We start from the raw sequence: 11,023 nt of genomic DNA on the forward strand, positions 1-11,023 counted from the left end.
TCAGGGTTTGGCCGATTTTCCCAAGGCCTTGGCCACCAGCTGTTCATAGAGTTCGGCGTAGGGTTCCACCGCCTTGCACCAGTTGAAAGGCGCGGCCATGGCCCGGCAGCGCATGGCATTGAGCAGCTGCGGATAGGCGAACACCTTGAAGGCGCGGCTCAGGGCTTCTTCGTAGCTGGCCACCGTGGACTCGTCGAACAGAAAGCCGGTGACGCCGTTCTCGATGGTGTCGGCCAGGCCGCCGGTATTGCGCGCCACCGGCAGCGAACCGAAGCGCTGGGCGTACATCTGGCTCAGGCCGCAGGGCTCGTAGCGCGAAGGCATCAGCAGGAAGTCGCTGCCGGCGAACATGCGGCGGGCGTCGGTTTCGTTGAAGCCGATGTTCACCCCGATACGCCCGGGGAAACGCGCGGCCAGGGCGCGCATGGCCTGTTCTTCTTCCGGTTCGCCGCGGCCGATGATGGCGATCTGGCCGCCGGACTTGACGATGTACTCGGCCACGCCTTCGGTGAGGTCCAGGCCTTTCTGGTAGACCAGGCGCGAGACCACGGCGAACAGCGGGCCGCTGCTGGGGTCGAGGCCGAACATCCGCCGTACATGGGCGGCATTGGCGGCCTTGCCTTGCCAGTCGCCGATGGCGAAGGGAGTGGACAGGTGCGGGTCGCTGGCGGCGTCCCAGCTTTCGTCGATGCCGTTGGGGATGCCGCTGAGCAGGCCTTGCTGGGTCTTGCTGGCGAGGAACCCGTCGAGCCCGCAGCCGAAGGCCGGGGTGGTGATTTCCTGGGCATAGGTGGCGCTGACGGTGGTGATGTGGCTGGCGTAGGCCATGCCCGCCTTGAGGAACGACAGCTTGCCGTAGAACTCCATGCCTTCCTGTTGCAGGGCGTGTTCGGGGATGCCCAGCTCCGGGCAGCAGGCCAGGCTGACCACGCCCTGGTACGCCAGGTTGTGGATGGTGAACAGGGTCGGCGTGCGTTGCCCGCGCCAGTGCATATAGGCCGGCGCCAGCCCGGCGGGCCAGTCATGGGCGTGCACCAGATCCGGGCACCAGTGGATCTGCGCCAGGTTGGCGGCGATGTCGGCGGCGGCCAGGCCCAGGCGGGCGAAGCGGATATGGTTGTCCGGCCAGTCGCGGCCGTTGTTGGCGCCGTAGGGAGTGCCTTCGCGCTCGTAGAGTTCGGGGCAGATCAGCACATAGATCACCAGGCCGTCGGGCATGTCCATGCGCCCGATCTTGCAGGCCGGCAGGGCTGCGTGGCCGCCCAGCTCGCCAATGATATGAATCGGGTTTTCGCTGTGCAGCACCTGCGGGTAGCCGGGGATCAGCACTCGCACGTCATGCAGTTGCGCCATGGCGCGGGGCAGGGCGGCCGACACGTCGCCCAGGCCGCCGGTCTTGACCAGGTCGGCGATTTCCGAGGTGACGAACAGGACTTTCTTGCGATTGGGGTTGTGATGGATCAGGGGCAGTAACGTCTTGCCGCCAGGGGCGAGTATCGATTTGGAAGCCGGTTCACCGGCCAGATGCAGAGGATGCGTTCCCTGGGTTTGCAATACGGCACTGGTCATCTGTCTCTCCCGTTTTATTGATCTGTTCCTGGCATCAGCCGGCGGTGTCAAAAGGCCAATCCGCTGGCCGGGGCACAAAAACGTTGCGCATGCGAAAGCCGAACGCAGCCTCATGCGTCGACGCAAAGAGGGTGAAGGGGCCGTTGCAAGGATTGCACCAGTCGCGAAGGCCCTACCTTTAACCTGACCCAAGGCGTGAGCCAAAAGTTTCGACTTTATTTCCCTGGGAGTGACTGCCTGGTCACTTTTCGAATTCCAGTCTAGGACAGAAGTTAGAGCGCGGGCGTGACGATTAGGTTTTCTCCGGACGAAGGTTGCGCTATCGCGGAATAAAGCCGACGAAAGGCAGTCTCGCGCACCGGCCGGGGGCGAGGCTTTTCAGCCTTGGCGCGAAAACGGTGAGGGGGTGCAAGCGGGCGGTGCGGGGAAAAACCGCCCGCGCCCGATGATGGTGCAGGGCAGTGCTGGCGCAAATGCCCTGAGGGAGTGGCTTCAGCCCAGTTGACGGATCGGCTGGCCGGCGGCCCAGGCCTGGATGTCCTCGATCATCTGGGCGAAGAACTGCCGGTAGTTCTGCTGGCTGACATAGCCGACATGGGGCGTGGCCAGCACGTTGGGCAGGCGGCGCAACGGATGGTCGAGGGGCAGCGGCTCCTGCTCGAACACATCCAGCGCCGCGCCGGCCAGACGCCCGCGTTCGAGGGCGCTGATCAGCGCGGCTTCATCGACGATCGGTCCGCGGGCGGTGTTGACCAATAGCGCCGAGGGTTTCATCCAGGCCAGCGCCTGGGCGTCCACCAGGCCACGGCTGCGCTCGCTGAGCACCAGGTGCACCGAGAGCACGTCGGCCTGTTCGAACAACTGCTGCTTGTTCACGTAGGTCACGCCGGCCGCCGCGGCCCGCTCGGCGGTGAGGTTCTCGCTCCAGGCGATCACCCGCATGCCGAACACCTGGCCGAACTGCGCCACCCGCTGGCCGATGCTGCCCAGGCCGAGAATGCCCAGGGTCTTGCCATGCAGGTCGCCGCCCAGCCCCTGTTGCCAGAGGCCGGCGCGCAGGGCGCTGGCTTCGCTGAGCAGGTTGCGGGTCTGGGCCATGATCAGCGCCCAGGTCAGCTCCGGCGCCGCGTGCTTGTAACTGTCGGTGCCGCACACCTGGATGCCCAGGCTGGCCGCGGCCGCAAGGTCGATGGCGGCGTTGCGCATGCCACCGGTGAGCAACAGCTTGAGCCGCGGCAGGCTGCGCAGCAGGGCCGCGTCGAAACGGCTGCGCTCGCGCATCACGCAGATCACTTCGAACGGCGCCAGGCGTTCGCTCATGGCGGCGGTGTCGCTGGGGTAGTCATGGATAAAGCTGACCTGGCCGATACCGGACAGCTGCGACCAGTCCACGACGTCACGGGCAACGTCCTGCCAGTCATCGATTACCGCGATATGCACACTCATGAAGGCTCCGGGGAAAAAACATCAATGTGTTTCCAGCCAGCCCAGCAGGGCCTGGTGGAATTGCGCCGGTTCTTCCATCTGCGGGGCGTGGCCCAGGCCCGGGAACTCGATCAGGGTCGAGTGCGGGATGAGCCCGGCCACCTGCTTGCCCAGCACCTGGTAGTTGCCGATCCGCGCCTTGACCGCCGGCGGCGCGATGTCGCTGCCGATCGCCGTGGTGTCGGCGGTGCCGATCAGCAGCAGGGTCGGCATCTTCAGGTCCTTGAACTCGTAGTACACCGGCTGGGTGAAGATCATGTCGTAAATCAGCGCCGAGTTCCACGCCACCCGCGTATGCCCCGGGCCCTGGTTGAGGCCAGCGAGCATGTCCACCCAGCGCTCGAATTCCGGCTTCCAGCGACCGCCGTAATAGGTGCTGCGTTCATAGTTGCGGATGCCCTCGGCCGACAGCTTGAGCTCGCGGGCGTACCACTGGTCGACGCTGCGGTAGGGCACGCCGAGGGCCTTCCAGTCTTCCAGGCCGATGGGGTTGACCAGCGCCAGTTGCTGCACCTGCTCGGGGTATTGCAGGGCATAGCGGGTAGCCAGCATGCCGCCGGTGGAATGGCCCAGCAGGCTGACCTGCTGGACGCCCAGCCGGTCCAGCAACTGCCGGGTGTTCTGCGCCAGTTGCTGGAAACTGTATTGATAGTGCTCGGGCTTGCTGGAGGTGCAGAAGCCGATCTGGTCTGGGGCTATGACCCGGTAGCCGGCGTCGCTCAAGGCCTTGATCGAACTGTCCCAGGTCGCGCCGCAGAAATTCTTGCCATGCATCAGCAACACGCTGCGGCCGTTGGGCGTGCCCTTGGCCGGCACGTCCATATAGCCCATCTGCAAGGCCTGGCCCTGGGACTCAAAGGCAAAGTGCTGCAGCGGGTAGGGATAGTCGAAGCCTTGCAACTCGGGACCGTAGGCCGGGCCTTCGGCGGCAAGGCTGGGCAGGGCGGCGGTCAACAGCAGGCCGGGTAACCAGCGGGTGAGGCTAAGGGACATACATGACCTCCGAGAGCAATGGGTCGATCCTGGAGCGACGCGATTAGGGCGACATTAATAAGCAGAGGCCATCGCCAGGGCGAAACGTTCCCTTCGTGATCATGCAGATGAGCCCGCAGGCATACCCCGTCGGCTCAACCGACCCAGCCGAGGGTCATCCAGGCCAGCACGCCATAACGCGCACCCTTGGCCAGGGTGACGATCAGCAGGAAGCGTTTGAGCGGTTCGCCCATGATTCCGGCCACCAGGGTCAGCGGGTCGCCGATGATCGGCAGCCAACTCAGCAGCAGGGACCAATGGCCGTAGCGCTGGTAATGGTTGCGGGCGGTTTGCAGATGACGCGGGCCGACGGGGAACCAGCGGCGGTCCTTGTAATGTTCCAGGCGCTGGCCCAGCCACCAGTTCACCAGGGAGCCGAGGACATTGCCGAGAGTGGCCACGGCCAGCAGCAACCACAGGTTGAACTGGCCGTTGAGCAGCAGGCCCACCAGCACGGCTTCGGATTGCAGCGGCAGCAGGGTGGCGGCGCCGAAGGCCGCCAGGAACAGACCGAGGCAGGCGGTGAGGATCAATGGGCCGGGTAGTCCGCGACCACCACGTCCTTGCCGTCTTTGGTCAGGCCGATGACCTGGTAGGCATCGGCGGGCATGCCGTCCATTTCCATGCCGGGCGAGCCCATGGGCATGCCGGGAGCAGCGACGCCGAGCAGGTCATCGCGTTTGCTCAGGGCCAGCACCTGGTCCGCCGGCACATGGCCTTCGACGAATTTGCCGTTGATCACCGCGGTGTGGCAGGACGCCAGGCGCGGGGCCACGCCCAGGCGCTGCTTGACTTCGCTCATGTTGCTTTCGACGTGGTCGTTGACCTTGAAGCCGTTGGCTTGCAGATGCTCGATCCATTTCTTGCAGCAGCCGCAGTTGGCATCGCGGTGCACATCGATGGGGATCAGGTCGGCGGCCTGGGCCAGGGAGCCGACGAGCAGGGCAGACAGGGCTGCCAGGCGCAGAGTGTTGTGCATAGGGCGTCTCTTGATCATCAGGGGCGCCACGGAGGGCGCGGTCTTGGGTCGACAGGGTGGCGTATTTTGCTACTTTTCTCGAGCGCGGCGCGGCGCTTGTGTTTCAACGTTATACCAAGTGCTTGTCGTCCGGGCGCTGCGGCTTGTCTGTTGCTGCGCGTTATCCTTCATCGCGAGCAAGCTTCGCTCCTACACAAGCATGCGCATTCTCCGTAGGAGCGAGGCTTGCCCGCGATGGGGGCGCCGCGGTTTGTCTGGCACTACGCGTCATTGGGGCTCAGGATGCCGAGCGTGGCCACCAGGCCGATAATCAGCAGGGCCGCCGCCAGTTCCAGGAACATGCTGCGGCGCAAGGCGGGCAGGGCTGCCTGGGGCGAGGCCTGTTGCAGCGCCTGTTCCAGTTGCGGAACCAGATGGAAGCGATTCAACGCGGCGAACACCAGCATGCTGGCGAACACCGCCACCTTCAGGCTGAGGAGCAGGCCATAGGTGCTGGCGCTCAACGTTGCCAGGTCCGGGCCGACGATCAGCAGGTAGTTGAGCACCCCGCTGAGGCTCAGGCTGACCACGATCAGCGTGCCCAGGCTGGCAAACCCTTTCAGGGCATCGAGCAGGTGGGCTGCCTGCTGTTCGCCTTCGCAGGCGCCACGGCGCAGCAGCAGGACGAAAGCCGCCAGCGCCCCCAACCAGGCGCCGGCACCCAGCAAATGCAGGATGTCGCTGCCCAGGTGCAGGTAACGCTGGCCACCTTCGCTCATCGCCCCGTGGCCGCTCCAGGCCAGGGTGGCCAGGGCTGCCGCCGTGCACAGGATCAGGCCGTAGAGCGCGAACCTCGGCCAGCCACTGCTGAACAGAAGCAGCACGCCCGCCAGCAGCAACGCCGCCAGGCGCAGCAGCCAGCTTTGGCCGACATCGGTTTCCAGCATCAGCACGGGCATCAGCGCCGGGTCCAGCTCGGCCAGGCGGGTGGCGCCACTCATCGACAGCGCCAGCTGCAGCAGCGCGGCGCCCGACAGCAGCACACCCAGCACCAGGCTGGTCGCCAGAGGCCGGCGAAAACGCCAGCGGCTCTGCGCACCACGCAGCCCGTAAAGGCTGAACAGCGCCAGGCCGAACAGCAGCGTCAGGTCGAGGTACAGGGCAAAACGCAGGGCGACGTTGATGAGTTCGCCCATGGCTCAGTTGACTTCGAAGGTCAGGTTGCCGGTGATCGGATGGGTGTCGGCGGACACCGCCCGCCACTCGACTTTGTAGCTGCCCTTCGAGAGCGGGGCGGCGGGGTTGATGATCATGCTTTTCGGATCGCTGCCGCCGGCCACGCTGGCCTTGACCGGCATCGGTGCGTGGCTCATCCCGGGCATGCCGGTCATCAGCAAGCGAGCCCCGGAAAACTTGGTGGTCAGAGGTTCCGAGAATTGCAGTTCGATCTTCGCCGGTGCCGCGCCCTTGGCGCCTTCGGCCGGGGTCGAGGCCAGCAGCTTGGGGTGCGCCTGGGCGACGCCGGTGAGTAACAGGCCGGTACCGAAAGTGGCGGCGATGACGAGATGCTTGAGGTAGGACATGCAAGGCTCCAGGCGGCATTGGCCGCGTGATGTTTTTAGTTATCTATTGAACGAAAGTCAGAACCACAGGCGTACACCGAGCACCAGGCGGGCTTCGCTGCTGTCTTCGCCTTCTTCACGGGCATAGTCCGCGGTCTTGCCGTAGCTGCGGCTCCAGGTCACGCCGACGTAGGGCGCGAACTGGCGGTGCACTTCGTAGCGCAGGCGCAGGCCGGCCTCCAGCGAGGAGAGCCCCGAGCCAATGCCCCGTTGCGGATCGTTCTTGCCGTACAGGCTGACCTCCGCGTTGGGCTGCAGGATCAGGCGGTTGGTCAGCAGGATGTCGTATTCGGCCTGGAGCCCCAGAGCACTCTGGCCGCCTTCGCCGAGGTAGGCGGTGGCCTGGCTTTCGAAGTTGTACAGGGCCATGCCTTGCAGCCCGAGGGCGGCCCAGGTCTGCGGCGAACCGGGCTTGAAGTCCTGGCGCACGCCGCTGACCACATCCCACCAGGGGCCGATGGCATGGCCCCAGAGCGCTTCGACCTGGGCGTTTTCGGTCCGGCCGTTGGTGCGTTCGCCCTCGCTGCGCAGCCACAGCCGGTCGATGTCGCCGCCGATCCAGCCGTTCATTTCCCAGGCCAGGGCACTGCCGTCATCGGCGTCCTGGTATTCCAGGCGATCGACCAGCCACAGCGAGTTGATCGCCTTGTCGTTCACGCCGTGGCCGGCCACCGGCGGGAAGGCGGCGCGGCGGTCGGCGTCGGTGAGCACCGGGATCGGTGTGCGGCTTTGGCTGGGTGCCGCGGGTTCCATGCTCTGCAGCGGTTCGCCGTCCATGCCGGTCATCTGGCTGTGGTCCATGCCCGGCATCGTGCTGCCCTGCATGGCGGAAGCCGGCATGGACGAATGATCCATGCTGGAGTGATCCATGCTTTCGGCGGCCTGCAGGGTGCCGGCGCTGAGGCCGAGCAGGGTGGTGAACAGGGTCAAGGCGTTTTTCGGCATCATGCGGCGCTCCCGGCTTCGTCCACTCGTACTTCGCGAAACATGCCCATCTCCATGTGAAACAGCAGGTGGCAGTGATAGGCCCAGCGCCCCAGGGCATCGGCGGTCACCCGGTAACTGCGCTTGCTGCCCGGCGGCATGTCGATGGTGTGCTTGCGCACCAGGAAGCGCCCCTGTTCGTCTTCCAGGTCGCTCCACATGCCGTGCAGGTGGATGGGGTGGGTCATCATGGTGTCGTTGACCAGGGTGATGCGTACCCGCTCGCCATAGGTCAGGCGCAGGGGCTCGGCATCGCTGAACTTGATGCCGTCGAACGACCAGGAGAATTTCTCCATGTGCCCGGTCAGGTGCAGCTCGATGGTGCGGCTCGGTTCGCGCCCGTCCGGGTCTTCGAAGGTGCTGCGCAGGTCGGCGTAGGTCAGCACCCGGCGTCCGTTATTGCGCAGGCCGATGCCCGGGTCGGCGAGTTTCGGCGTCGGGCTCATGGTCTGCATGTCCACCAGCGGGTTGCCGTCTTCCGAGGCCGGGTGGCTTTGCATGGCGCCACCCATGGCGCCGTGGTCCATGCCGGACATGCCGGTCATGGCGCTATGGTCCATACCAGCCATGTTGCCGGAATCCATCCCCTGCATCTGGCTGTGGTCCATGCCCTGCATCTGGCCATGATCCATGCCGGGCATGGCGCCCATGTCCATGCCAGCCATGCTGCCGTGATCCATGCCCATGTCGGCCATGCTGATCAGCGGTCGCGGGTCCAGGGGCGGCACGGGCGCGCTCAGCCCCGGCCGCTGGCTCAGGGTGCCGCGGGCATAACCGCTGCGGTCCATGGCCTGGGCGAACAGGGTGTAGGCCTCCTGCGAGCCGGGCTCGACCAGCACGTCGTAGGTTTCCGCCACGGCGATGCGCAGTTCATCGACGCTGACCGGCTGCACGTACTGGCCGTCGGCGGCGACCACGGTCATTTTCAGGCCGGGAATGCGCAGGTCGAAGTAACTCATGGCCGAGCCGTTGATCAGCCGCAGGCGCAGCTTCTCGCCGGGCTTGAACAGCCCGGTCCAGTTGCCGCCCGGGCTCTGGCCGTTGATCAGGTAGGTGTAGGTATAACCGCTGACGTCCGCCAGGTCGGTGGGGGTCATTTTCATCTGCGCCCACATCTTGCGATCGGCCAGGGTGGCGGCCCAGCCGTCACGGCTGACGTCCTCGATAAAGTCACCGACCGTGCGTTTGTGGAAGTTGTAGTAGCCGGGCTGTTTTTTCAGGATGTGCATCAGGCGCTCGGGCGCCTCGTCGCTCCAGTCGCTGAGCATCACCACGTAGTCGCGGTCGTACTGGAAAGGCTCCGGCTCGCGGGCCTCGATCACCAGTGGCCCGTAGACCCCGGCCTGTTCCTGCAGGCCCGAGTGGCTGTGGTACCAGTAGGTGCCGTTCTGCTGGACCTTGAAACGGTATTCGTAGAGGCCGCCTGGAGTGATGCCGTGAAAGCTCAGGCCCGGCACGCCGTCCATGTTGGCCGGCAGGATCAGGCCGTGCCAGTGGATCGAGGTGTCCTCCTGGAGGCGGTTGCGCACCCGGATGGTCACGGTATCGCCCTCGCGCCAGCGCAGCAGCGGTCCGGGCAGGCCGCCGTTGATGGTCATCGCGGTGCGCGACGTGCCGCTGTAGTTGACCTGGGACTCACCGATGAACAGGTCGAACTGCTGGCCGCTGAGGGCGGGCAACTGGCCATCCTCGCTGCGCGCCCAGAGCGGCTGTTGCCACAGCCCGGTGCCGGCCAGTACGCCACCGGCGGCCAGGCCCTTGATAAAACTGCGTCGTGTGGGTTTTACGTGCATGCCCCAAGGCTCCCTCGATCCTGTTGTGTCAGGTATGAGGCGACCTTAAGCGGCGCGGCCTGTCAGAAAACTGAGGTGAAGATTACAGATTTGTCAGCCAGCGCGACGTCACCCGTTGCCGGGTCAGTGGGCGATGTCCTCCAGGTTGCGCTTGAGGTTGGCCAGGGCCAGCTGGGACAGGTGCTCGATACGCGGGCGCAAACCGCTCAGGTTGAGGTCGGAGCAGTAGTGCAGGCTGCGCTTGAACAGGGTTCCGTCCCCGTATTTGCGCAACTGATAGTGGATCGAGCCATCTGCTGGCGGAGAACTGAAGACGATCTTGAATTCCTTGGGAAATACCGCGACCAGTACCCGGCAGCTCATGTGGATCTGCAGGCCGAGCAGGTCGATGGTTTTGCTGAAGCGATGCCCTGCCGGCAACGAGCCCGCCAGGCCGGTATCGGCGCGCAGGGAAGCGGGATGCCACTCGTACCAGCGATCCGGCTGGGTCACGTAGTAGTAGACGGTATCGATCGGCGCGTCGATGTAGAGCTCATGGCAGATGAGCTCGTTCAAAAGGTGCTGCTGACGTTGTTCCATGATGCACCTCCTTGTGTAGGAACCCTCAAATATAGTTGCCCCGCGCCCGTCATGGGGCTGGGTCACCGACCGTCCGGCACGGACCACAATCGCCCATGAGAAACCGGGGATGGCCGCCGTACTTTCCCGAGCGGGGACGGTGGTGGGGAAAGTTGCGCAACCCCCCGGCAAATGGCGCGAAAGTCACTGGAAAAGCATCCGAAGTAAATTAACTGTCTGGTACGTTTTGTTGTGCAAGTTGTCGCTTAGTTGCTGTGGGCTGGATTGTTAAGCAATTGTTTCAGCCAGTAAAAACGCGGCTTCCAGGCATTTGTATCGAGAATGTACGAAAATTGTAAATTCCCGAAATATTTATTGGAGCAACCTCCTGCCGTGCCGATACTTCGAACATCTCTTCCCTTCAATCAGGCTTTCCAGATGGCCCTTAGTTGTACTTGCGCGATCTTCCCGTTGGCCGTGCAAGAGGGGCAAAAGTTGCGGGAAGCCCGCACACAGGAGTTTTTATGACAATCGGAAATGTCGGCGGCTGGACCAGCAAGGCCGGCCTGCTGGTGCAGGACACCGGCACCCGCGGCAAGCCGGTCAGCCAGAGCACCAAGGTCAAGCAGATGCTTGCCCTGGTCGGCCAGAACCCGCTGGCGCTGAACGTGTTCAAGATGGACGAAATGAAGCTGCACAAGCAGATCAAGGGGTTCGATCCGGAGAACGTCAGCGCCAAGCAACTGGGCAACATGAGTACGTTCCTGAAGGAAAAGGGCCTGATCAGCGACGTGACGGCGATGACCCTGCTCAACGCCGGCGACAAGTTCGACCGCTTCGGCGTGCAGAAGGACCCGGAGGCCAAGTTCAACGCCCTGGAGTACTTCGCGATCCAGCTGGACACCATCCAGAGCAACAACCTCAAGGGCAACAAGTACGCCAACTACCTGATCCCCGAGTACAAGAAAGCCATCTACGTGCTGCAGAACCTGCAAAGCTACGGCAAGGGCAACGGCACCACG

General features: G+C 64.4%; 11 protein-coding genes. 1 reads left to right on the forward strand and 10 read right to left on the reverse strand.

All coding sequences use genetic code 11. From position 1 onward, the window contains the following. From glgA to J4D52_RS26545, 10 genes are all read right to left on the reverse strand, one after another. A complete protein-coding gene (gene glgA / locus J4D52_RS26500; protein WP_025809093.1) occupies positions 1 to 1,569 on the reverse strand; it encodes a glycogen synthase GlgA in 1,569 nt (522 codons plus the stop codon). Positions 1,570 to 2,061: 492 nt separating this feature from the next. After that, the gene (locus J4D52_RS26505) at positions 2,062 to 3,015 is read right to left on the reverse strand and encodes a D-2-hydroxyacid dehydrogenase family protein (RefSeq protein ID WP_102677182.1); all 954 of its coding nucleotides are present in this window, start codon (positions 3,013 to 3,015) and stop codon (positions 2,062 to 2,064) included. A 21-nt stretch (positions 3,016 to 3,036) separates the two neighbouring features. Beyond that, entirely contained in the window at positions 3,037 to 4,047 is a 1,011-nt protein-coding gene (locus J4D52_RS26510) for an alpha/beta fold hydrolase (RefSeq protein WP_063430484.1), read from the reverse strand. Positions 4,048 to 4,181: 134 nt separating this feature from the next. Next, positions 4,182 to 4,619: a YqaA family protein gene (locus J4D52_RS26515; protein ID WP_025809090.1), complete on the reverse strand. Its 438-nt coding sequence runs from the start codon at positions 4,617 to 4,619 to the stop codon at positions 4,182 to 4,184. Then, positions 4,616 to 5,065, reverse strand: coding sequence for a DUF411 domain-containing protein (locus J4D52_RS26520; RefSeq protein ID WP_016704754.1), 450 nt, complete (start codon positions 5,063 to 5,065; stop codon positions 4,616 to 4,618). The genes J4D52_RS26515 and J4D52_RS26520 overlap by 4 nt, the downstream gene beginning before the upstream one ends. A gap of 260 nt (positions 5,066 to 5,325) precedes the next feature. After that, positions 5,326 to 6,240 (reverse strand): copper homeostasis membrane protein CopD, encoded by a 915-nt coding sequence (gene copD, locus J4D52_RS26525; protein ID WP_063430486.1) that lies wholly within the window; start codon positions 6,238 to 6,240, stop codon positions 5,326 to 5,328. 3 nt (positions 6,241 to 6,243) lie between these two features. Beyond that, complete coding sequence (gene copC, locus J4D52_RS26530) at positions 6,244 to 6,627, reverse strand: copper homeostasis periplasmic binding protein CopC (protein WP_063430488.1); 384 nt, start codon at positions 6,625 to 6,627, stop codon at positions 6,244 to 6,246. A gap of 57 nt (positions 6,628 to 6,684) precedes the next feature. Continuing rightward, positions 6,685 to 7,614, reverse strand: coding sequence for a copper resistance protein B (locus J4D52_RS26535; protein WP_102677183.1), 930 nt, complete (start codon positions 7,612 to 7,614; stop codon positions 6,685 to 6,687). Beyond that, entirely contained in the window at positions 7,611 to 9,443 is a 1,833-nt protein-coding gene (locus J4D52_RS26540; protein ID WP_102677184.1) for a copper resistance system multicopper oxidase, read from the reverse strand. Before J4D52_RS26540 ends, J4D52_RS26535 begins: the two co-directional genes overlap by 4 nt. A 123-nt stretch (positions 9,444 to 9,566) precedes the next feature. Then, positions 9,567 to 10,022, reverse strand: a complete 456-nt coding sequence (locus J4D52_RS26545; protein WP_102677185.1) for an SRPBCC family protein — start codon at positions 10,020 to 10,022, stop codon at positions 9,567 to 9,569. Between the two features lie 503 nt (positions 10,023 to 10,525). Here J4D52_RS26545 and J4D52_RS26550 point away from each other — a divergent pair. Next, the coding region (locus tag J4D52_RS26550) for a hypothetical protein (RefSeq protein WP_207272177.1) at positions 10,526 to 11,023 on the forward strand (498 nt) is incomplete at its 3' end.

The organism is Pseudomonas sp. GW460-12-10-14-TSB1, from assembly GCF_017349775.1.
GTDB lineage: Bacteria > Pseudomonadota > Gammaproteobacteria > Pseudomonadales > Pseudomonadaceae > Aquipseudomonas > Aquipseudomonas piscium.

Excerpts from the sequence above, each read along its gene's own strand:
- glgA (WP_025809093.1), bottom strand. The coding sequence starts at position 1,569 with ATGACCAGTGCCGTATTGCAAACCCAGGGAACGCATCCTCTGCATCTG.
- J4D52_RS26505 (WP_102677182.1), bottom strand. The coding sequence starts at position 3,015 with ATGAGTGTGCATATCGCGGTAATCGATGACTGGCAGGACGTTGCCCGT.
- J4D52_RS26510 (WP_063430484.1), bottom strand. The coding sequence starts at position 4,047 with ATGTCCCTTAGCCTCACCCGCTGGTTACCCGGCCTGCTGTTGACCGCC.
- J4D52_RS26520 (WP_016704754.1), bottom strand. The coding sequence starts at position 5,065 with ATGCACAACACTCTGCGCCTGGCAGCCCTGTCTGCCCTGCTCGTCGGC.
- copD (WP_063430486.1), bottom strand. The coding sequence starts at position 6,240 with ATGGGCGAACTCATCAACGTCGCCCTGCGTTTTGCCCTGTACCTCGAC.
- copC (WP_063430488.1), bottom strand. The coding sequence starts at position 6,627 with ATGTCCTACCTCAAGCATCTCGTCATCGCCGCCACTTTCGGTACCGGC.
- J4D52_RS26535 (WP_102677183.1), bottom strand. The coding sequence starts at position 7,614 with ATGATGCCGAAAAACGCCTTGACCCTGTTCACCACCCTGCTCGGCCTC.
- J4D52_RS26540 (WP_102677184.1), bottom strand. The coding sequence starts at position 9,443 with ATGCACGTAAAACCCACACGACGCAGTTTTATCAAGGGCCTGGCCGCC.
- J4D52_RS26545 (WP_102677185.1), bottom strand. The coding sequence starts at position 10,022 with ATGGAACAACGTCAGCAGCACCTTTTGAACGAGCTCATCTGCCATGAG.